Source organism: Methanosarcina mazei S-6, from assembly GCF_000970205.1.
GTDB lineage: Archaea > Halobacteriota > Methanosarcinia > Methanosarcinales > Methanosarcinaceae > Methanosarcina > Methanosarcina mazei.
In genome coordinates, this window is sequence record NZ_CP009512.1 from 3,397,891 (window position 1) to 3,419,199 (window position 21,309).

General features: G+C 42.8%; 19 protein-coding genes. 8 read left to right on the forward strand and 11 right to left on the reverse strand.

Features of this window, described 5'->3' with window-relative positions; translation table 11 throughout:
* Positions 1-156 precede the first annotated feature (156 nt).
* Together MSMAS_RS14505 and MSMAS_RS14510 are read left to right on the forward strand one after the other, a co-directional pair.
* A complete protein-coding gene (locus tag MSMAS_RS14505; RefSeq protein ID WP_011033887.1) occupies positions 157-1,311 on the forward strand; it encodes a cysteine desulfurase family protein in 1,155 nt (384 codons plus the stop codon).
* A 66-nt stretch (positions 1,312-1,377) separates the two neighbouring features.
* A complete protein-coding gene (locus tag MSMAS_RS14510) occupies positions 1,378-2,037 on the forward strand; it encodes an iron-sulfur cluster assembly scaffold protein (protein ID WP_011033886.1) in 660 nt (219 codons plus the stop codon).
* 71 nt (positions 2,038-2,108) lie between these two features.
* Here the strand turns inward: MSMAS_RS14510 and MSMAS_RS14515 are convergent, their stop codons facing one another.
* Positions 2,109-3,284 carry a cation diffusion facilitator family transporter gene (locus MSMAS_RS14515; protein WP_196296801.1) on the reverse strand — a complete coding sequence of 392 codons (1,176 nt, stop codon included), beginning with the start codon at positions 3,282-3,284 and terminating at the stop codon, positions 2,109-2,111.
* 999 nt (positions 3,285-4,283) lie between these two features.
* Here MSMAS_RS14515 and MSMAS_RS19825 point away from each other — a divergent pair.
* Positions 4,284-4,418, forward strand: coding sequence for a hypothetical protein (locus tag MSMAS_RS19825; RefSeq protein ID WP_259637169.1), 135 nt, complete (start codon positions 4,284-4,286; stop codon positions 4,416-4,418).
* 526 nt (positions 4,419-4,944) lie between these two features.
* Here the strand turns inward: MSMAS_RS19825 and MSMAS_RS14525 are convergent.
* Positions 4,945-7,077, reverse strand: coding sequence for a catalase (locus MSMAS_RS14525; protein WP_048037737.1), 2,133 nt, complete (start codon positions 7,075-7,077; stop codon positions 4,945-4,947).
* 571 nt (positions 7,078-7,648) lie between these two features.
* Between MSMAS_RS14525 and MSMAS_RS14530 the strand changes: the two genes are divergently transcribed.
* Positions 7,649-8,449, forward strand: coding sequence for a class I SAM-dependent methyltransferase (locus MSMAS_RS14530; protein ID WP_048040845.1), 801 nt, complete (start codon positions 7,649-7,651; stop codon positions 8,447-8,449).
* Between the two features lie 322 nt (positions 8,450-8,771).
* Here MSMAS_RS14530 and MSMAS_RS19595 read toward each other — a convergent pair whose 3' ends face one another.
* Both MSMAS_RS19595 and MSMAS_RS19600 read right to left on the reverse strand, forming a co-directional pair.
* Positions 8,772-9,362: an aldo/keto reductase gene (locus MSMAS_RS19595; protein ID WP_230633279.1), complete on the reverse strand. Its 591-nt coding sequence runs from the start codon at positions 9,360-9,362 to the stop codon at positions 8,772-8,774.
* Positions 9,326-9,898 (reverse strand): aldo/keto reductase, encoded by a 573-nt coding sequence (locus MSMAS_RS19600; RefSeq protein WP_230633281.1) that lies wholly within the window; start codon positions 9,896-9,898, stop codon positions 9,326-9,328. Before MSMAS_RS19600 ends, MSMAS_RS19595 begins: the two co-directional genes overlap by 37 nt.
* A 503-nt stretch (positions 9,899-10,401) precedes the next feature.
* Here MSMAS_RS19600 and MSMAS_RS14540 point away from each other — a divergent pair.
* The 3 genes from MSMAS_RS14540 to MSMAS_RS14550 all read left to right on the forward strand — a co-directional run bounded on the left by MSMAS_RS14540 (position 10,402) and on the right by MSMAS_RS14550 (position 13,021).
* Positions 10,402-11,361 carry a lysylphosphatidylglycerol synthase transmembrane domain-containing protein gene (locus MSMAS_RS14540; RefSeq protein WP_048045892.1) on the forward strand — a complete coding sequence of 320 codons (960 nt, stop codon included), beginning with the start codon at positions 10,402-10,404 and terminating at the stop codon, positions 11,359-11,361.
* Between the two features lie 32 nt (positions 11,362-11,393).
* On the forward strand, positions 11,394-12,533 hold the full coding sequence (locus MSMAS_RS14545) for a glycosyltransferase family 4 protein (protein ID WP_268988872.1): 1,140 nt from the start codon (positions 11,394-11,396) through the stop codon (positions 12,531-12,533).
* A gap of 164 nt (positions 12,534-12,697) precedes the next feature.
* A complete protein-coding gene (locus MSMAS_RS14550; RefSeq protein ID WP_011033877.1) occupies positions 12,698-13,021 on the forward strand; it encodes a carboxymuconolactone decarboxylase family protein in 324 nt (107 codons plus the stop codon).
* 88 nt (positions 13,022-13,109) lie between these two features.
* On the opposite strand, the gene MSMAS_RS14555 is transcribed toward MSMAS_RS14550, so the two are convergent.
* From MSMAS_RS14555 to MSMAS_RS19605, 7 genes are all read right to left on the reverse strand, one after another.
* A complete protein-coding gene (locus tag MSMAS_RS14555; RefSeq protein ID WP_011033876.1) occupies positions 13,110-14,090 on the reverse strand; it encodes an SPL family radical SAM protein in 981 nt (326 codons plus the stop codon).
* A 66-nt stretch (positions 14,091-14,156) separates the two neighbouring features.
* Positions 14,157-14,987 carry a hypothetical protein gene (locus MSMAS_RS14560; protein ID WP_048040836.1) on the reverse strand — a complete coding sequence of 277 codons (831 nt, stop codon included), beginning with the start codon at positions 14,985-14,987 and terminating at the stop codon, positions 14,157-14,159.
* Between the two features lie 217 nt (positions 14,988-15,204).
* Positions 15,205-16,098, reverse strand: coding sequence for a prenyltransferase (locus MSMAS_RS14565; RefSeq protein ID WP_011033874.1), 894 nt, complete (start codon positions 16,096-16,098; stop codon positions 15,205-15,207).
* Positions 16,099-16,189: 91 nt separating this feature from the next.
* Positions 16,190-16,912, reverse strand: coding sequence for an amino acid ABC transporter ATP-binding protein (locus MSMAS_RS14570; RefSeq protein ID WP_011033873.1), 723 nt, complete (start codon positions 16,910-16,912; stop codon positions 16,190-16,192).
* The gene (locus MSMAS_RS14575) at positions 16,896-17,591 is read right to left on the reverse strand and encodes an amino acid ABC transporter permease (protein ID WP_011033872.1); all 696 of its coding nucleotides are present in this window, start codon (positions 17,589-17,591) and stop codon (positions 16,896-16,898) included. Before MSMAS_RS14575 ends, MSMAS_RS14570 begins: the two co-directional genes overlap by 17 nt.
* A gap of 420 nt (positions 17,592-18,011) precedes the next feature.
* Positions 18,012-18,866 (reverse strand): basic amino acid ABC transporter substrate-binding protein, encoded by an 855-nt coding sequence (locus MSMAS_RS14580; protein WP_048046733.1) that lies wholly within the window; start codon positions 18,864-18,866, stop codon positions 18,012-18,014.
* A gap of 790 nt (positions 18,867-19,656) precedes the next feature.
* The gene (locus tag MSMAS_RS19605) at positions 19,657-20,049 is read right to left on the reverse strand and encodes a hypothetical protein (protein ID WP_052728075.1); all 393 of its coding nucleotides are present in this window, start codon (positions 20,047-20,049) and stop codon (positions 19,657-19,659) included.
* Positions 20,050-20,513: 464 nt separating this feature from the next.
* Between MSMAS_RS19605 and MSMAS_RS14590 the strand changes: the two genes are divergently transcribed.
* A complete protein-coding gene (locus MSMAS_RS14590) occupies positions 20,514-21,056 on the forward strand; it encodes an IMPACT family protein (RefSeq protein WP_264357987.1) in 543 nt (180 codons plus the stop codon).
* Positions 21,057-21,309: the final 253 nt, after the last annotated feature.

Below are 21,309 nucleotides of genomic sequence, written 5' to 3' on the forward strand. Positions count from 1 at the left end.
AATCTGGCTGAAACCATTCTGAATTTTTATTAAAGTATTGATTTATGGGATATAACACAGCTTTACTGAGGAGATGAAGTATTAATTAAAAACAGAAACTGAGTCACGGGAATTAAATTTTATATGATCTGAGGAGGGGGAAAAATATTTGAAAATATGATTTATCTAGACAATTCTGCATGCACAAGGCTGGACGAGAGAGTGCTTGAAGCAATGAAGCCCTATTTTTTTGATACTTATGCAGTAGCGACATCCGAATTTGGCTATTCCATGGGAATTGACGCAAAAGAAGGGCTTGAAAACTCCAGGGAAATCATAGCCTCAAGGCTTGGTGCGGACTCCGAAGAAATAATATTCACGTCGGGAGATACGGAATCAAGCAACATGGCATTGAAAGGGACAGCCTGGGCACTTAAGGAGAAAAAAGGCAGGCATATTATTGTTCTGCAGATAGAGGATTTTCCGGTGTTGAATACGGCAAAATCCCTCCAGAAACAGGGTTTTGATGTCACATTTCTGAATGTTGACGGGGAAGGGTTTGCAGACCTTGAAGGGCTCAGAAAAGCAATTACAAAAGAAACTGTTCTTGTCTCAATCCAGTACGCCAACCAGGAGATAGGGACGGTCCAGGACCTGAAGGCAATCTCTGAGATCTGCAAAGAAAAAGATGTCCTTCTGCATACCGATGCCACACACAGTTTTACCCGGCTTCCCCTGAATGTAAAAGAACTGCCTGTTGACCTGGTTACATTGTCAGCCCACACGATTCACGGTCCCAGGGGAATAGGTGCTCTCTACATCAGAAAAGGCACTCCAGTAAGCAAATTCATGGATGGCGGCTTTCAGGAGTTCAATTTGAGGGCAGGGGTTGAAAATATTCCCGGAGCCGCAGGTTTTGCAACAGCAGTAGAACTTGTAACCGAAGATGAGACCAGGCAGCTCGAAGCCATGAGGAACAGGGTAATTGAGAGAGCCCTCTCTGAAATTCCGGATGTCACTCTTAACGGGAGCCGGGAAAAACGCCTGCCTCAGAATGCAAACCTGACTTTCCATTATGTGGAAGGAGAATCCATAACCCTGCATATGGACATGAGAGGGTTTGCGGTGAGCACAGGTTCAGCCTGTTTCAGCCGTTCCCTTGAAGCCAGCCATGTTATAAGGGGGATAGGAGGGGACCATGAAAGAGCTCATGGTTCGGTTCGCTTCACTTTCGGACGTTACAACCGCATGGAAGATGCGGACGCTGCAGTTGATGCCATGAGTGAGGTTGTGGCAAGGCTGAGGGAAATTAGCCCGCTTGCAAGAAAATAAGCAGAAGGAAAAATGAAGAGAAGAGAAAAAGCAGCGGAAGAATAGAAAAATAAAGGGGAGAGCAGGATGAAAATCGAAAAGAAAAGTGAGATGAAGTTTCCTTATAGTGAAAAAGTTCTTGAGCATTTCAGGAACCCGCATAATGTGGGGAAGATAGAGAACCCTGACGGAAAAGGCCTGGAAGGAAGCCCTGCATGCGGGGATATGGTTGCAGTATACATTAAGGTCGACCCCAGGACAAAGGTCATTGAGGATATAAAATTCGAATCTTACGGATGTGCATCCAACATTGCCACTGGGTCCGTAATCACAGACCTTGCACGTGGAAAGACCCTGGATGAAGCTAAAAAAATAACCTGGAAACAGGCTTCAGAAGAGCTTGATGGCCTTCCTCCGATAAAAGCCCACTGTTCCGTGCTTGCTGTTGAGGGCCTGCGTGCCGCAATCCGGGACTACGAAGAAAAACACGGGCTCGTCACAGAGAAAGAACCGACGACGGAAGAGGTTGTCCAGCAGAGGCTCAAACACGTTATGAACCCTCTGACAGGTCTTGATGTTGTTCGCACCAACCTTATACTTAAAACGAGTGTTGAAGCAGGAGTTATCAGGGTGGTTGTTGACCTGCCCGCAGACCACCAGTTTGCTCCGGCAATAAAAGAGGATATAATTGAAAAGCTCGGGGCTCTCTGGGATGTGGAAAGAGTAGATGTGGTGTTTACAGCCTGAATCATGCCTTAAGCAGAGAGAACAGGGAGAAAATAATTAATGGAAGCGGTTTATGAAGCCGATACTGGAGTTCAGCCCGGATAAACATTCAAAATACGTTTCTGCTTTCCCTTCCTCTTCTCCGGACCTGCAGGTACGCAGTGGCAGCACTCTCCTGAAGCTGTAAGGGGATCTACATGGATGGTGGTCCCGGAAAGGTAAGAGAAATTTTCCAGGAGCTTTTCTCTTACAGCGTTGGCGATTTCATGCCCTTCTTCCACAGACAGTGAAGGGTCAACAGAAGCATTAATCTCTGCATGGAGCCTGTGCCCTATCCAGCGTACCCTGAGGTCTGTTACTTCACAGACGCCATCAACGCTTTCAGCAATATCCTTTACCTTATCAAGGACTTCAGGCTCAACGCCGTCAAGCAGGCGGGTAAATACGAGTTTGCTTGAGTCAAGGACTATTTTGAGAATGGCAATTGTTATCAGCATGCCTATAAGAGGGTCAAGGACCGGAAATCCTGACCACACACCGATTGCCCCTAACAGGACAGCAAGGCTGGTAAAGCCGTCCACCCTTGCATGGTATCCATCAGCAATAAGGGCAGCACTCCCGATTTCTTTTCCTACCTTCATGCGGAACTCTGCAACAATTTCGTTTCCGATACAGCCTATGATTGCTGCAAGGGCTACAGCCTGCAAATGATCTACGGGCTGAGGGTTTAAGAAGCGTGTCAGGGATTCATAGCCCGCAACTGCTGCACTGAAAAGGATGAGGATAACAATGATCACACCTGCAAGGTCTTCTGCTCTGCCATAACCATAAGAGAAGCGTTTGCTCGGCTTTTTTCTTGCCAGGGAAAAGGCGATTGCCAGGGGGATCGCTGTTGATGCGTCCCCGAAGTTATGGATGGTATCGGCAAGAAGGGCAACACTGCCCGAAATATACACAATGAAAATCTGCAGAACGGCTGTAATCATAAGTCCTATGAAAGACCATTTGACAGCCCAGAGCCCCTTGCTCGTAGTGGTTATGGAAGGGTCGACTCTACCATGTGTATGGCTGTGCCCATGGGAATGCTCATGAAAATGCGAATGCTCGTAAGAATGTATATGAGAATAAGTGTGGGAAAATATATGAGAGAGAAAATGAGAGGAGAAATGGGAATTAAAAAGCTCTTTATGCTTATGATTTTGTTTACGGGACTCTTCAGGAGCGTTTTTTTCATTATGCAGATTACTTGTGGAATTCTTTCCGGGCATTTGTCACCCTCATTTTGATTCAGTTCTCAATATTAAACTTGGCTATTGCTTTATATATAGATATTTATCTTTAAAAAAGAATTTATTATGCATCCGGTCACACATTTTTTTGGGGAAATAGCATAAAAAGGAGCTTTTTCATTTACGTCTTTTATTTTCCTACCGTTGTAAAATAACAAAAAATTGAATATTTATTACTTAAAATGGGGATCTATCGTGTATTTCAGATAAACAGACGATTCCAGGACTGATTATGCAAAGAACAGGACCTTTGAGAGGGTTCCGGCTTTTTACATCCATAAGACATGTTTGATTTTTTAATAATATACTCATCCTTAATCTTACTGATTGACATGAATGAGAAAAGAAATAATAATGCTTCAAAAATTTCTATAAAAAGGACAAACGAAAAATTATAGATTCACATTATCATATGAGCAAATATGAAAAAGAGAATCTGAAAAAGAAAAATAATCCGAAACATTAAAAATCAAACTGCGGGCGGCCACCCCACCCTAAAGGATGGGGTATGCTTCGGGCCGCCCGCCCGGTTACTCGGGGACAGATAATTAAGCATCCTCTAACAAGGTTTCATGAACATAAGTGATTGAAATTTGCCTCGGTTTCCGGTCCGATTTACGATTATTATACAAGGAAGCTATGATTTAGAGATTTAAAGAGAAAAACGAAGAGGCGAGGGTTCACTTCATCCCCTACCTAAAGGAAGGGGTATTCGTGACCCTCTGCGCTCCCGTTGTAATAAAAAAACATCTCCCGAGTTCGTTACCTTTAGAACTAAGACCTGTTATCCAGATCCATATCCTTACGTAGTTTTCGAGTTTTAATAAAAAAGGATAGAAATCAATCCACTATCTGCAAAGCGAACAGATATGCAGTCAGCTGGCGCTTATCCCCGGGTAACGTGCGTCCCGGGAGATGTCCAGCAGAATAGAAAAAGACAGATTCATGAAGACAAGAGGTGAAACAGGGAGGAAAAAGATGATTCAAACAAAAGCAATAGCCAGGGAACCTGAGATCGTGTGGGATCTCAATATCAGTAAGGATGGAAAGTCTTACCAGGAAAATTTTATTCTCTTATTTCCCAGGTACGTCAGTGCCATCGATGATGAGTGAAAGTATTTACCCTTAAAGAACTCAAAAAAGTCAACCCATTTTCAAAATCCAATATAAAAACACCTCGGGAGAAAATTCTCCCGGGCAAACCTCCATTACCCATTTAATGGCAAAAAACAGGCTTATCATGGAAACCTGAGTAATTCAGCTTTTTTAAAGTAGAATTCGAGAATTATCAAATTCATTATAACTATTCCTAAATACATCAGGTCTTTTTTCCAGTTCAGAAAAAATCAGGCCTTTTTTAAAGATATAGAGTAAATTCTCCAGAGTTAGCTTTCCGGTTTCAGAGAAGGGAAATTGAAAATAAATAAAAAGGTTGAAAGTAAGGTAAATGAGAAATTGAAAATAAATAGAAATGATGAAAATAGGGTAAAGAATGGAAGTAAAATAAAAAGGTCAAAAATGAAATGATGAAAGTGAGTTAAAAGGAAGTAAAATAAAAAGATTAAAAATAGAATTAAAGAGGAAGAAAAAAGAGAGAAACGGTTAAAAAATAAAGCCGGAGAACTCTTCCTTAAAGAGTTCAGGCAGGAACCTGTTCCTTTTTCTCCCTGTTCCAGTGGCGGTGCTGTGCAATTGCGATGGTAAAAGACTCATTAAAAGAGCTTCTGTCCCCTTCATTTCTGGCGGTCACCACCCCTTTATCGGAAACCACCTTATCAGCAGAACTCTTTCCTGCGAGTTTTATATCCGGAAGATGGGCAGCTTTAAATAATTCGACTCCTTCGCCTGTTGCACCCAGAGGCTTGCAGTGCCTGAAAGCTTCATTGACGAAGTGGATAGCGTCCCCATGCTTTTTCAGGGTTTCCACATTTTCTTTTCCTCCGGGGATGTATACAGCATCATACAGAACCGATTCTGTAGTGCGGTAATTTTTGTCAACTTCAATTTCCTGACCGTCCGAGCTCTTCAGCATGCCCTGGAATTTTGAGATAATGTCGGCTTTTGCTCCGCCGGCTTCCAGAGCCTGCATTGCCTGGCTCAGGTCTTTGTGGTCATATCCGTCCGCGACAAGGATGGCGATTTTCCTGGTTTTGATAGTATTTTTCACATTACGTTCACTGCGTTCCTGGCTCAAATTTGGCGATTCTTTAGCTACAGGAGAACCTCCTTTCTGTGCCGGAGCAGAGACACCGACCCCTTTTGCGATCTCTACTGCCAGGTCGCCATCGACGTTATTGAACATATCAACAACTGCCTGCCTGATTTTCTTGTCCTTGACCTTTCCTATTTCGAAATGGAAAGCCTCTATAATATGTTCTTTTTCAGGTTTCGACATGCTGTTCCAGAATAATTTTGCCTGGCTGAAAAAATCTTTGAACTTTTCGCTGCGGGAACGGATTATCTTGCCTTCCACTTTTTCCATATAATGGACATAACCGCCTTCTTCTGCAGAAGCTGGCCTTGGCTTGCCATCTCCTACAGTATTCGGGAAATAACTCGTTTTGCCCTTGTTTATTGTCATACGGTTATATCCTTCCCTCTGATTGTTAGCCACCGGTGCTAGCGCCCGATTAACTGGAATCTCCTGGAAGTTAGGACCTCCAAGGCGGATCAGTTGTGTATCAAGATACGAGAAAAGCCGTCCCTGCAGGAGAGGGTCATTGGAAAAGTCAATTCCCGGAACCACATTCGCAGGGCAAAACGCAACCTGCTCGGTCTCAGCAAAGAAATTATCAGGGTTGCGGTCCAGGGTCATTTTCCCTATCCATTTTATTGGTACATCCTCTTCCGGCCATAACTTTGTAGGGTCGAGAATATCAAAGTCAAATTTGAATTCATCCTCTTCCTCCAGGATCTGCACCCCTAACTCAAACTCAGGATAGGCTCCCATCTCAATGGCATCCCAGAGATCACGACGGTTAAAATCAGGGTCTTTTCCTGCTATTTTCTGAGTTTCGTCCCAGACAAGGGAATGAATTCCAAGCATGGGCTTCCAGTGGAATTTTATAAACCTGCCCTTACCTTCGGCATTGACAAAACGGAAGGTGTTAACCCCAAAACCCTCCATCATCCGGTAGCTTCTTGGAAGTGCACGGTCTGAAAGAACCCACATGATCATATGCGCATTTTCATGGTGGCATGACACAAAGTCCCAGAAAGTATCATGCGCTGCAGAAGCCTGGGGAATCTGGTTATCCTGCTCAGGCTTGATCGCATGAACCAGGTCGGGAAACTTTATTGCATCCTGAATGAAAAAAACAGGCATGTTGTTGCCGACAAGGTCATAGTTTCCGTCCTCAGTGTAGAATTTAACAGCAAAACCCCGGACATCCCTGACAGTATCTGCCGAGCCCCTGAACCCTACAACGGTAGAAAAACGAACAAAAACCGGGGTTTTTTTATTAGGGTCCTGCAGGAATTTCGCACTTGTATATTCTGTTATGGGTTCATATACCTGGAAAAAACCATGCGCACCTGAGCCTCTGGCGTGAACGACTCTTTCAGGAATTCTTTCATGGTCAAAATGAGTTAATTTTTCTCTGAAGTGAAAGTCCTCAAGAAGGGTGGGTCCTCTTTCTCCTGCTTTGAGTGAGATGTCCGTATTATTTACCCTGACTCCCTGATTTGTAGTTAAAAACTCACGTTCCGGATCTTCATGGAACTTTTCCAACTGCTCCTCTTTGCTTTTTTCGTTAATCATCTTTTTATCCATATACAGTTATCCTCCCAGTTTATATAGTCCAGATTATTCGGTGCTGGAGCCCATAGTTTATACAAGAATTCAATAAGCATGGACTATCTACGATTCAGGTTCTGATGGAAGCAAAGGCGAGTAGCAACATAGCTCAGTGTAAGCAGTACCTGTGTTTGAGAAATCCCATTTAAGAGATACAGGAAAAAGCAGGCTCAGACCAGATGTACACTCCGGATTCAAAAAGCCTGCCAGGACCAGAAACTCAGCTTAAAGCTTACATTTGAGTACATTTCTATATACCCAACTCCCCATTCCTAGAATGTCCTATTATTATATGAGTTTTTTTATAAATACAACAATTTCTTTATAGAGAAAAAGGGTTCTGGTCCAGTTAGAAACGGGCAAGCAGGAGGAATAGAGAAATTAAAAAATGGGAAATTTCATTATTAAGAACTTATACTAAAAGCTGCAGAAATTCTCATAATTTGTCGCATCTCAAGGACAGCTGTGGAAAAACTCATTAAAAACAGAAGATGTTGACCAGTGCAAGTTAATATAAATTTAATTTAGAAAAAGAGGATCATAAGACATGACCGAGTATGTGCATGGTTATTCGGAAAGAGAGGCTCTCCGCCTTTCAGTACAGGCTGAAACACTTGAAAAACTTCTCCACCATGACACCGTATATCCACCCGGAGCAAAAGTGCTAGAAGCCGGCTGCGGAATAGGAGCCCAGACTGTAATCCTGGCAAAAAACAACCCTGATGCGGAAATTACTTCGATTGACATTTCCCCGGAATCCCTTGAAAAAGCCAGGGAAAATACTGAAAAAAATGGGATTAAAAATGTTAAATTCCTGCAGGCAAATATTTTTTCTCTTCCTTTTGAAGACAGCAGTTTTGACCACATTTTTGTCTGTTTCGTGCTTGAGCACCTGCAAAGCCCGGAAGAAGCCTTAAAAAGCCTGAAGAAAGTCCTCAAGCCCGGAGGTACGATTACAGTGATCGAAGGAGACCATGGGTCCTGCTACTTCCATCCTGAAGGAAAAAAAGCCATTGAAGCCTGGAACTGTCTCATCCGGGTTCAGGCTTACATGAAAGGAAACTCCCTGGTCGGCCGCCAGATTTACCCCCTTCTTCAGGAGTCCGGGTTTGAAAAAATAAGAGTGGAGCCAAGAATGGTTTATATAGATTCCAGCAAACCCGAACTTGTGAACGGCTTCATCCTGAAAACCATCATCCCTATGGTAGAAGGCGTAAAAGAACAGTCCCTGAAAATGCAGATAATTAAAGAAGAAGAATGGGAAAAAGGAATAGAAGAACTCCATAAGACTGCAGAACACGGAGGAACCTTCTGCTATACTTTCTTTAAAGGATGGGGGACAAAATGAGAACCTAACTTGAGATGGATATCTATCTTAAAAATTCAAAGAGAAAGATGGGCCTGTTTTCAGGACACATTCTTCCAGAATACTTGCAAAAACCGATTCTCTGAGAGAATTGTAATATCAATTCCTTTTTCTATGATCAATTCCTTTTTCGATGATCAATTCCTTTTTCGATGAATTCCGGGCATGCAGGATGGTAATGGATGAATGGCTGAGATAAATACCATAACAGCCCGGAGAAAAACCTGCAGTCCAATATAATACTTACATACTGTGGTTCCGGTTTTTAAGGCGACTGCATGACCCATTTTTGATTTTGAGGGGATCATTTCCCAAATAATTTAACAACCTCTTTTAGCATCTGACTGACAGGAATTTTTTGAGGGCACTTTTCTTCACACTGTCCGCATTCCGTACAGTTTGAAGCCTGTCCTTCAAGGCCGCTGTACAGAGCTTTTTCTCCTTCTGCGTTATCAAACATTTCAGCATTATTGAGGTACTTGAAATTCTCAGGGATATTCACTCCTGAAGGGCAGGGCATACAATACCGGCATCCGGTACAGTTAACCCTGGTCTTTGACATGTAGATTTTTTTTACACGCGAAATGAGCTCTCTTTCCCTCTCAGTCAGGGAGTCCGGAAGACCTCCAGACGCGAATTTTACGTTATCTTCAACATGTTTTATCTCAGACATCCCGCTAAGTACCACAGCTATTTCCGGATAGTCCCACAGATATCGAAGGCTCCATTCAACAGGGCTTCTCTGTATATCAGCAGAATCCCAGATTTCCTGAATTTCAGGTGGCATCCCTGAGACAAGGTAACCCCCTCGCATGGGCTCCATAATAACTATACCAAGGCCCTTTGACGCGGCATACATCAAACCGTCTTTTCCTGCCTGGAAATTTTCATCCATAAAGTTGTACTGTATCTGACATAGAGTCCACGGGTAGAATCGACTATTTCCTTAAACAATTCAGGGCTGTCATGGAAGGAGAATCCCGTATATTTTATTCTGCCATCCTCAAGGGCAGAGTCAAGGAAATCAAAAATTCCATGCTTTTTAACCAGATCCCAGAAGTCACTGTTTAAAGCGTGCGCCAGATAGAAATCAATGGAATCAGTTTTAAGCCTTTCAAGCTGTTCGTTCAAATACCTGTCCATGTCTTTTCTGCTTGCAACCAGCCAGCTCGGGAGTTTGGTTGCGATATAGACTTTATCACGGTAGCCGTCTTCAAGAGCCTTCCCGAGAACGGATTCGCTCATGCCACCATGGTAAGGATAGGCAGTATCAATGTAATTAACACCGGAATCGATGGCATAACGGATCATCTCTATGGATTTTTCCTCATCAACCCGGGTATCATCTCCCCCTATAACAGGGAGACGCATGGTGCCAAAACCCAGTATGGAAACTTTTTCGTCCGTCCTGCCAAGTCTTCTGTATAACATATATTTTTGCCCCCTCAAGAAAAATACTTGAAACCCATATCGAAATGAATCCCTTACCCCCCTTTGTCATGATAGAAGATAACGCTTTGTGTAAGCTACAGGCTACACGGAAGAAAATGAAGTCCTGAAAAAAGGCTTCCAGCCCGAAGAAAGCTCCCCGGGAACTACAGCTTCCGGACCAGAAAAACATACAGAAAACTCAGCACATTAGAAAACATAATGATGGCAGATATTATATAAAAAGAGCCTAATTTAGAATGGGAAATGGATGGGAAAACAAAAGTCATTCTTTGCGAGCCATTTACCAGGGAGTAGGGAAAAATAATTCAGGGGTTTAAAACGTAAGGTAGTGATTTTTCAGTCTGGAAACTTGCCTGATAGACGACAGTCCGGACTGCAAATCTCATTGATTGATGAAAATAATCCAGAATGGGGGCAGTTCGACCATGGAAAAAGCCACGCTGACAATACTTCCGCGTTGAACCCTTTATGAAGGTGTATTGTTGGATCTGGAAGCCTTGAAGAAAGCCACTGCAGCCTTCCTGGTGCTTACAGCAATATTACTGGTCGTCAGTAACCGGGCAGAAATTGTGCCCTTGCTGGAAGAAAGCTGGAAGATCCTCAGTGATACACGGATTATGTATGTTTTTCTGGCATCCTCAGTTTATCTGCTGAGCGTGTACTTTTTTGCAGTCCGCTGGCAGCAGGTGCTCTCTTCCATTGGATATAACCTTAAAGCCGTAAATCTCCTCCCGATTATGTTTGGAGCAGCGTTCGTGAATAATATTACTCCTGCAAGCAGGACAGGAGGAGAGTCCCTGCGCATAATCTGGGCTAACAGGAGTTTTGGGATCACGTATACCCACGCTGTCATAACTATCCTTTTTGAAAGACTGGTTGAAGCAATTCCTGTTGCCCTGCTGTTTCTTTACATCCTGTATTTATCCCCTTCTTTTGAAAGCCTTCTCCATCTCCAGAGAAAAATTCTAACGTTTAATTCTTCCCTGCTATGGGTTTTAATCCTGATAGGGGGAGGAATAGGAGTGAGGATCCTCATAAGAAAATCTTCCATTTTCACGAGAAAGTTATATCAGGACTGGAAACAGCTGAACAGGTCTTTTGTCCCTGTACTCCTCCTGTCCTGCCTGGTCTGGGGACTTGATGTGATACGCATCAAGCTGGTAGCTTCCGCCCTTTCCCTCCCTCTGTCCATGGATATTATAATAGTGTTCTCAGTCCTTTACCTCGTACTCGGATGCCTGCCAATCACTCCCGGAGGGCTGGGAATCGTAGAGGGAGGCCTGGTTTCACTTCTCCTGTATTTTGGGATGTCCCCTGCTTCAGCAGGCAGTTTCGTATTTCTCGAGCGGTTTGTGTCCTACGGGCTAAGCAGCCTGATAGGTATCCTGTATCTGTTTTATTATGGGGGGTTTAAGATCTGGAAAGATACAAAATCGCATTAATCAGTGACTGGTATTTCCCAAAAATAGGGGGAATCGAGTATTGTATGCATTCTCTTGCAAAAACCCTGATCCAGGAAGGACATGAAGTCCATATTATTACAAGGAGCTATCCCGGCATCCCTCAGTACAGCATGAGGGACAGAATTAAGATAATAAGGGTAGGAAGTGATCCCTTTCCGGGACAGAAGCGTTTCATGATGCCCGGGGCATATAAAGAACTCTACAACCTTCTGAGATCGGAAAATTATGATATGATTCACTCTCACGGGCTTGACTCACCGCTAAGCATGGCTGCTCTGCTCATGTCCAGAAAAATCGGGCTTCCTTCCGTAGTTACAAACCATTCCCTTGTAGGACACACAGCTCTCAGCCCTGCTCTCTACCTTGCCGGCAAACTGCTTGTCAGGAATGCGGATGCCGTAATTGCAGTTAGTTCTGCAGTTGAGAAGGATTCAAAACTGATGACAAAAAAGCCAGTTTACAGGATATTTAATGGGATCGAATGTGAAGAAAACAGCTGTAAAGCTACCCTTCCCATCAACAGGGAAGAAAAAATCGTGATCGCCAGTGTAGCCCGAATGACAAGAAAAAAAGGAGTCCATCACCTTGTAAAGCTTGCCCCTGCCCTGCTTAAAAAACACGAAAACCTGATGTTTGTTATGATAGGAGACGGACCCCTTACAAAAAAGCTGGAAAAGAGAGTAAAAAAGTGCGGCTTATCCGATAATTTCTATTTTACAGGGGAAATAACCCGGAATAAAGTGCTTGATTATCTTGAGCAGGCTGACATCTTTGCTCACCCATCCGGAGACGAAGGGTTCGGGATTTCAATACTGGAAGCAATTTTGAAAAAAGTCCCTGTTGTGGCAATGAACCACAGCGGTGTTTCGGATATTATTGAGCACGGTGTAGACGGTTTTCTTGCAGAAGACCTCACGGAATTTTCATCCTGCCTTGAAACCCTTATTGAGAACCCGGAACTGAGAACTGAATTTGCCCGGAAAGCAGCTGAAGGGCTTCCAAAATATGACTGGGACAGGATTTATGAGCAGACATGCCGGGTGTATACAGGCATTATTAATGGAAAACATCACAACAGGAGTCTTGAACAGGAGAGCCTATCAGAGAGCGACTACAAAAAGTTGCTTAAAAAGACAGACCAGAGAGAATAACTGGATAAATAAACGGAAAAATGCTGGGAAATGATGAAGAAACCGGGAAGATGAATGGTTTCAAAAGTTTTTGAACCAATGTTTAAATATAAAAAATATCATAATACGCTTAGAGATTTCACGCTGTTAACATATAAAATACAGGTAAAAAAGGAGCCATAAAAATGAGAATGCTGGAAGAATTTTTTCCTGAATTCACGGAAAAGCTGGACGAGATTGACAAGCTCTATGCCGAAAAAAGGATGATTGACGAAAAGACCTATCAGTTCATCTGCTTTGCCCTCTCGATTAAAGCCAGGTCCAAACCCTGTGTCCTGAAGCACTTCAAGGGAGCACTTGAAGCAGGAGCCACAGTCAAAGAGCTCTCATATATCTTTGCCCTGGTAATGAGGGAAGCCGCAGGCGCAGACGACTGCTGGACTCATGATGTAATAGGAGACTGGAAAGAGATCCTGAAAGGCAATATTTCATGCAGCTGCGAAAAATAAAGACATGGAATATTTCAGAAAATAGTTTTCGGATTACCTCAAAACAAACTTTCTTTTTTTCAGACTCCAGTGAAGAATTAAATCATTCTTAAAAATCCGTCAGCTTGAGCTGTTTTGGGCGAGAGAGTTTTATTTCCAGAGGTTTCATGTAATCGGCTGAGAGATGATATTTTTCCATAAGACTCCTGATTATCCCGTAAAGTTCAGCTTTATAAGCTCTGTCAGCCCCGCCTTTTGCGTACAATTTACGGTAGGGGTCCAGAAGTCCGGGAAAACTGCACGCAAGAAAATTGAAAAAATTCTTTCTGGTTTCTCCCCTCAGATAAAGCAGTCCCGGAAGAGCATAATCCACCTCACATTCTGCTGCATGGGAAAGAACCTGTTCGAGGTTCTGAGGGCTGTCTGTAAGGAAAGGAAGAACTGGCATCATATGGAGCCCGGTGGTGGCTTTTGTGTCTTTAAAAGCCCGGAGGACTGAAAAACGTTTTTCAGGAGAAGAAGCCAGGGGTTCCAGTATAGAGCTCAGCTCTTCATCTACGGTTGTAACCGTGACCGCAATATTTACCTGCGTAAGTTCGGCAAGTTCTTCAAGAAGGTCGTAATCTCTGAGTATGAGATCGGATTTTGTGGATATGGTAACCGGGTTTTTGTATTCGATCATTACAGCCAGAACTTTACGCATCAAACCGTATTTTTCCTCAGCAGGCTGGTAGCTGTCACATACCCCGCCTATATTGATTACCTCTTTTTTCCAGGAACGAGATCCGAGCTGTTTTTCAAGGGCTTCTGCAATGTTTGTCTTTACATAGATTTTCCGAAAAAAATCTGAGTCTTCCTCCTCTGAAGATGAGGCTTTTTCCTCTTTCTCCAGATAGCTGTGAGAATACAGTGCATAACAGTATTTACAGCCGTGCTCGCATCCCCTATAAACGTTCAGATCCCACTGGAACGGCAGTGAGAGCCTGCTTGTTTCCTTGATTTTATTGAGGGTTTTTTTAACCTGGATTTCTTCAAACATCCCGGGATAAGATAAGGTTGAAAGCCATAAGAAACTTGGCGGGGCAGCCATTTTGTACCAAACCTGTTTTCGTAAAAATAAAAAAGAAGAAGAAGAAGAAGAAGAAGGGGAAGAGGGTTATTCTCTGTAAATTCCATCTCCTGTAGTAAGTTTTCCTTCCGCCCGAACCCAGCCTTCCTGCGGGCCTGCTAGCTGTATAGAGATCCTATCAGTGTATTCGTTGAATTGCCAGCCGTAGATCCACCACTCGTTTCTGCCCTCCATCTCGACGAAAATCTGGACCTCAGCATCAGGAGATGCATCATAATTTGCGTACACCATGCTTTCATAATCGAAATATGCGGGATTAATATAATCGGGTAAAGGTATTTCCGGTCTTTCTTCGGATTCCCTGAGATTATGTTTGGGCAGAAGTACGGATTCGTTGCCATAAGGGAATCTTGTATTGATCGGATGGTCGGCTTTTAAGGAGGTCCCGAAGTCAATTGAGGCGAGAACCGGAGTTTCCTCGGAGTACTCGTGAGATTCCACAATCTGCTCCGCCTCCGGAATTTCATTTTCAAAATCATCAGACCCGGGCTCAGGCTCTGGCACAGCCACAGGAAGAGAATGATAGACCGGCTGAATTTCGGCAGCTTCTATTTTGAACATTAACCCGTATTCAGTATCTTCAAGGCTGAGATTCCAGTCCGAAGGCTTATTGTAATAGTCTCCATTCACCATTTCCAGCCCGATCCCGGATTTATTATCAAAAACCGGAACAGGCAAATATAGAGTTACATTTTGAAGAGTGCTGTTGCTTGTTATGGTTATACTGTAATCATAGCTACTCATAAGGCTGTCATTATACATCTTTTCACTCTGGTTTTCCATGTACAGGGAACCCAAAATGAACAGAAGGAGAACAAATAAGATGAGCCCTCCAAGAATTTTTATCCATTTATTCATTTGCAGACCCTCTTCTTTAAAGACTTAAAGCAGATGAGAGGAGGAAATAATTAAATCTTGCTAAATTGAACCGGAAAAGGATCTTGCTTCGAAAAAGAAGGAAAAGAAAAACAGCCCGCGTAAAAAAATCGTTTTTCAGCTGTTTTAGCCTTTTTTCAGGTGAATTTGATTTCAGGTTAAATTAAGCCTTCATGCAGGCACGGACACGGTTACAGATTTAATAAATAAAGTCCAGAATGATCGAAACCGCATAGATCACAAGGGTGCTGTGATAAATGGGCAGGATCTTCATTCCGGCACCTGGACTCATTTCTCTCCAGAGATAGAGGTTTGAGCCTGCAAGAAGCACAAAGCCTGCGAAGAAACCATAGAGAGCGATGTTCCCCAGTTCCCTGAGGAAGAAAATGGACATAAAGAAATGCAGGAGCGTAAAACCTGTAACCCAGTACATGGACCCTTTTGCACCGTAAAGGACAGCTATTGATTTCATCTCCCTTGCCCGGTCATTTTCCAGGTCAATGAAATCATTCAGCCCCAGATGAGCCATCGTCCAGGGATAAAAGAAAACCATATAGAGCAGTATGGTCATATCCGGCTGTCCGTAGCATAGATAGCCTGCTGCCGGAAAAAGGGTAAAATCCGTCCTTCCGAGAAGCTGGGCAACAGGAAGTTTCTGGTCTCTTTTTTTTACCTGATAAAAAGCCTCGATGCCGTAAGAGTACAGCATGATCGCAAAAACGTAAAGTGAATTAGGATAGGGAAGGGTGAAAATCAGGGCTGAAGTGACTAACGCAAGCAAAATAAACAGCCAGAAAGCATTTTTTGAAGAGATCCTGCCTGAAGGGATAGGCCTCTCTTTAAAAGGCCTCCAGTACCTTGTCATGGTATTTTCCACATCAAGCCTGTCTCTGTTTCTGTCCACGTAATCGTTGAGCACAAAGCCGGCTTCGAACCCGAACAGGCCTATCAGTGCAGCCTTAATAATTAACTCCCAGGAAAAGCCTCCGTAATTTGCGAAAGCGAGCACAAGTCCTGAGCAAAAGACGAGGGGCCAGGCAGGAAGAAAGTGAGCGCGTGTGAGATCGAGATAAGATTTCAGGGTTTCTTTCATTTTTTGACCTCAATTACAAATACAGGGGTTAAATGGAGCTATCCCATAAAAATTATGAGGAAAAGGAGAAATCTTCAATTAATAAGCGCTATTAAAGGATCTTGCTCAAAAAAGACTTTGTCCTCTCATTCTGTGCATTAAAGAAGATTTCCTGAGGCGTGCCTTTCTCGACTATGATGCCGTCATCCATGAAAAGCACGCGGTCTCCTACTTCTCTGGCAAAGCCCATTTCGTGGGTCACGACAATCATTGTCATGCCTTCTTTTGCCAGGTCTTTCATGACGTTCAGGACTTCTCCCACCATCTCAGGGTCAAGAGCTGAAGTTGGCTCGTCAAAGAGCATCACTTTAGGACGCATGGCAAGGGCTCGTGCGATTGCAACTCTCTGCTGCTGGCCTCCGGAAAGGGAACCTGGATATACATCGGCTTTGTCTTCAAGCCCCACTTTTTTAAGAAGGTCATAAGCCCTGTCATAAGCCTCTTTTTCAGGAAGCCCGCGTACTTTTATGGGAGCAAGGGCAACGTTTTTAAGGGCAGTCATATGGGGGAAGAGGTTGAAACGCTGGAAAACCATTCCAACTTCTTCGCGGATCTTGTTTATATTCGCTCCCTGGTCTGTGATTTTTACCCCGTCTATCCAGATTTCCCCTGATGTGGGGGTTTCAAGAAGGTTCAGACAACGGAGGAAAGTGCTTTTTCCGGAACCTGAAGGACCTATTACACAGACGACTTCACTTTCCCTAATTTTTTCGCTGATTCCTTTAAGCACTTTCAGGTTTCCGAAACTTTTGTGGAGGTTATTCACTTCTATCACTTACACCAAGCCTCCTCTCGATATGATTAAGTACGCGTGAAATGCCCATGGTCAATGCAAGGTATACAAAAGCAACAGAGATGTATGTGGGGAAAGCTGCAAACGTCTTTGAAACGTACAGCATACCGTTCTTTGAAAGCTCATGTACGCTGATCACTGCAAGCAGGGACGAGTCTTTCAGAAGGGCTATAAACTCATTTCCAAGGGGAGGAATGATCAGCCTCACAGCCTGCGGCATGATAACTTCCTTCATAGCCTGCCCTTCGGTCATACCCAGGGAACGGGCGGCTTCCATCTGGCCCCTGTCAACGGATTTGATTCCTGCACGCACGATCTCTGCATTATAAGCTCCGCTGTTAATGCTGCAAACGGCAATGCCCGCAAGAATAGGGTCGATCCTGAACGGTTCTCCTGTGATCCCGATAATAAGGCCAGGAATTCCGTAGTAGAAAAGCAGTATCTGTACAAACAGGGGGGTGCCCCTGATGAAGTCAACATATACGGAACTGGGGATCCTGAAAATAGCCCTTTTAGAGAGTTTTCCGAAAGCTGCAATCGTCCCCAGAATTAACCCGAAGAATATCGCAAAGGTAGTGACCTCTATGGTAATTACCGCACCCCGTAACAGACTGGGGAATACATTGATAGCGTGTTGAATATAGGACGCTAAGAGAGACAAGCTCTAACCTCAATTACTTAATAAAACGGAATACTTTTTATAAATAATAAATTTGTTATGTGGGTAGATAATATTTAGAATACTTCACAATGCATACAGCATTAAGGTTCTTTTTCTGGGATATCTCTGCAATAGCTCTTCAGCAGCGTCTTCAGCAGAGATTTTAAAGGAATATCAATAGAAATACGCGTTTTGCAGAAATATATTAATTGAAAAGTGTTTTCCATTATATAAATTCAATCATTTTAAATTATCATATCAGCGAATATATTTTAAGAATGACAGGGTTGGAAATCACGAAAAACAGTGGGTTATCTAATCCGATGATATCAAAAAAGAGAGAATGAAAAAACAAAATTAATAAGAAAAGAAATTGAGAGCAGAAAAATTATGCAGCTCTCGAAGTAAATCTGGTTAAGTTTATTCTTCCATATATTTGGGCAGGTTTGTCAGAAGTTCGTCATACTCGCCGCTTGCTTTGACGTTTTCAAGGCCGGTGTTGATCTTCTGAAGGAGCTCTGTGTTGCCTGTGCGGACAGCAAACCCATAGGACTCGCTGTTGAGAGGCTCTCCCACAATCTTAATCACGTCTGGCTGGGTTGCAATAAAGGCTTCTGTCACTGGAAGATCATTGATCATTACATCCGCGCCGCCAATCTTGAGTTCTTCGATGGCTTCATTGACGTGAGGGAAGTCTTTGATCTCAGCAATGACTCCGGCTTCTTTGAGTTCTTCTGCTTTCATGAAACCGGTGGATCCAGTCTGGACAGCTACGGTCTTGCCCTGAAGATCAGCAACACTCTGGATCTCTTCATTGTTAATGGGTACGGCAAGAGCCAGGCCTGCGGTAATATAAGGCTCGCTGAAATCGACTTCCTGTTCGCGTTCCTCGGTAATTGTCATGCCTGAAGCAATGATGTCAATGTTTCCTGTCTGAAGGGCGGGGATGAGGCCTGCAAAGTCCTGGTCAAGATACTGGACTTTAAAGCCCTGATCTTCAGCAATTGCGTTCAGGAGGTCAACGTCAAAGCCGACCACTTTCCCGCGGGAGTCTACAATCTCAAAGGGGGGGAACTGGGCTTCAGTACCTACGATATAGGTGGGCATTTCTTCGCCGGAAGCATTCACTTCAGCGCTGGCTGTCTCTTCAACGGGAGCGCTTTCTTCAGCAGCTTCCTCTACTGTTTCCTCTCCTCCCTGTTCAGCACAGCCGGCTGCAAAGACAACAGTAGCAATCACAAAAAGCATTGCCATGATCTTTAACATTTTTTTCATTAATTTTACCTCTGAAAACTCTTCCTTAATATTAATTATGTAAGATAATTAAACTTTTATAAATAGTAAAACAACAGATTAATAGCTTTAGAGTTTAAAATATTTTCTTTATAAAATAGTAAATTATAAAGTAAAGATTGAATCTGAATAGAGAAGTTTGAAAGTATTTCAGGTCAGATTGGGCTTCACGTTATACAGTTACAATAAAATTAATGTGAACAGAAAAATCTATTTGAAAAAAGTGATCGGAAAGCTGCATTTTGCAATACCCGGTAAAAAAATGAAATATCTCTCCCACTTTTTCAGAACGGGCAGAATAAATAAATTCAAAACATTTGTTTTCATTTATTTTTTAGAGTGAGCTGAAAGACCCTCCGTTCCCAGAAAAGAATAAATGAAGTTAGCCAGGTTCAGGCAGAAAGTCAGTCATTTATCATGGACAGGACCAAAGAAAACTGAGAATGATTCTCTGGAGCCAGATAATAAAAAGTGTTGATGTCATTGCGGCTTTGTCCCGGAGACCTGTAGTAATAAAAGAGTTATGTAAAAGCTCCATATCTTCAAAAGCTTCAGCTGACTCAATAATTTCCTGACCTGAAATTTGCCCGAGTACTTAATCTGAGCAGAAAAAGCGAAACTTTCCGGGATTAAAGTACATAAAATCCATTTTTCAGAAATAAGAGGGGGACTATAACTGTAAATTGGGAATAAATTTCAAAAATAGAAAGATGTAGCCTGAAAAGGCTACGCGCATTGTGACTTAGAATAAACCGCTTAAGAAGTTTCACTCTTATTTAGCTTCTTCAGTAGCTTCTTCTTCAGTAGCTTCTTCTTCAACTACTTCTTCTTCGGCTACTTCTTCTTCGGCTACTTCTTCTTCAGCTACTTCTTCTTCAGCTACTTCTTCTTCAGCAGGTACTTCTTCTTCGGTAGCTTCTTCAGCTACTTCTTCTTCAGCAGGTACTTCTTCTTCGGTAGCTTCTTCAGCTACTTCTTCTTCAGCAGGTACTTCTTCTTCAACTACTTCTTCAGCCATTTCGTCTTCAGCAGGTGCTTCAGCTACGGGGGTTTCTTCAACAACTTCTTCAGTAGCTCCTTCTTCTGTCTGTTCAGCACAACCGGCTGCAAAGACGACAGTAGCAATTACAAGGAGCATTGCCATGATCTTTAACATTTTTTTCATTAATTTTACCTCTAAAAGTTCTCTTCCTTTTTTACACCCATCTCATACAAATTCATGAGACATTCATATGAGATATTTATGCATGACCAATCAATTAGATTAAAACCTTTCGATTTGGTAAAAAAATACGAGAACGAGGTAGTCCCAGATATTCCAATAAATGGCCCGCTATAAATATATATCTTAATATATCCGGCATATAAATGCTCGATTTTGACATTGGAGGAGAGATAGGATATTAAATATGCTGATGGGGAGCAATAAAAGCAGAATTTGAAAAGGGGCGAGCAGGCGAGCAGCAGAAAAATACTTAAAGATATTAAAGTGTTTTCCTGTTGCGCCACTGTAAAACTTTAAAGCCTTAAGTGCAAAAGTAATTAAATAAGAAATATTGAGGCAGAACTCTGAATAACTACGAGACCCTGAAAAGTTCCGGAAAGGCTCAAAAAGAGTTCAAAAACTCTATATTTATCGGGTACTCCAGACATGTAAAAACCGAAACCGAAGCAAAAGCGTTCATAAATGAAATAAAAAAGCTGCATAAAGACGCGAATCATAATGTTTCAGCTTACCTTGTTAAAGAAGAGGGGTCCCTTACGCTCAAATATGACGATGACGGAGAGCCCGCTGGCAGTTCCGGAAAACCTGTTTTTAAGGTAATCGAGTCTAAAGGATTGCATAACACGGTTGTGGTCGTGACCCGGTATTTTGGGGGTATAAAACTGGGCTTTGGAAGGCTTTCAAGGGCTTACAGGGAAACTGCAGTTTCAGCTATTGAAGACGCAGGTGCTGTTGAGGTATTTGAAGAGGTAAGGTTCAGAATTCGCTTCGGATATCCCGATCTCCAGAAGATAAGGAGGCTGGTAGAGGAATACGGGAGAATAGAGCAGGAAAAATACTCGGATACGGTAGAGTTTGAATTTCTCATAAAAAAGGATTTTGAAGAAGAGTTTCATGAAAAAATGGCAAAACTCACAAAGAACAAAATCGAGCTTGAAAAGGCTTAAACGGGAGGTTAAGATTTATTCCGGAGCCAGGTTTACACCAATATCCCATAAAAAAGAAAACACTGAAATTCAGGAAATCGCTAAAAAGTATGGAAGACATTATTGTTAGGGGACTGTTTAAAGGCTTTTCATATATTGAACAATTCCGTGCTGTAAAAGCCTTAAACGAAAAACAGGTTTAACCAATAGTCCTGAGTTGAAAAGCACACTATATTAAAACAACCCGTACTGAAATGCGAGAGGGAATACCGGA

Bases quoted from the DNA above. Each gene is read 5' to 3' on its own strand.
- MSMAS_RS19605 (WP_052728075.1), bottom strand. From the start codon at position 20,049: ATGAAAAAAATGTTAAAGATCATGGCAATGCTCCTTGTAATTGCTACT.
- MSMAS_RS14565 (WP_011033874.1), bottom strand. From the start codon at position 16,098: ATGAAAGAAACCCTGAAATCTTATCTCGATCTCACACGCGCTCACTTT.
- MSMAS_RS14525 (WP_048037737.1), bottom strand. From the start codon at position 7,077: ATGGATAAAAAGATGATTAACGAAAAAAGCAAAGAGGAGCAGTTGGAA.
- MSMAS_RS19595 (WP_230633279.1), bottom strand. From the start codon at position 9,362: ATGGATGAAAATTTCCAGGCAGGAAAAGACGGTTTGATGTATGCCGCG.
- MSMAS_RS14560 (WP_048040836.1), bottom strand. From the start codon at position 14,987: ATGAATAAATGGATAAAAATTCTTGGAGGGCTCATCTTATTTGTTCTC.
- MSMAS_RS14580 (WP_048046733.1), bottom strand. From the start codon at position 18,866: ATGAAAAAAATGTTAAAGATCATGGCAATGCTTTTTGTGATTGCTACT.
- MSMAS_RS14505 (WP_011033887.1), top strand. From the start codon at position 157: ATGATTTATCTAGACAATTCTGCATGCACAAGGCTGGACGAGAGAGTG.
- MSMAS_RS19825 (WP_259637169.1), top strand. From the start codon at position 4,284: ATGATTCAAACAAAAGCAATAGCCAGGGAACCTGAGATCGTGTGGGAT.
- MSMAS_RS14515 (WP_196296801.1), bottom strand. From the start codon at position 3,284: ATGCCCGGAAAGAATTCCACAAGTAATCTGCATAATGAAAAAAACGCT.
- MSMAS_RS14530 (WP_048040845.1), top strand. From the start codon at position 7,649: ATGACCGAGTATGTGCATGGTTATTCGGAAAGAGAGGCTCTCCGCCTT.
- MSMAS_RS19600 (WP_230633281.1), bottom strand. From the start codon at position 9,898: ATGTTATACAGAAGACTTGGCAGGACGGACGAAAAAGTTTCCATACTG.
- MSMAS_RS14510 (WP_011033886.1), top strand. From the start codon at position 1,378: ATGAAAATCGAAAAGAAAAGTGAGATGAAGTTTCCTTATAGTGAAAAA.
- MSMAS_RS14555 (WP_011033876.1), bottom strand. From the start codon at position 14,090: ATGGCTGCCCCGCCAAGTTTCTTATGGCTTTCAACCTTATCTTATCCC.
- MSMAS_RS14550 (WP_011033877.1), top strand. From the start codon at position 12,698: ATGAGAATGCTGGAAGAATTTTTTCCTGAATTCACGGAAAAGCTGGAC.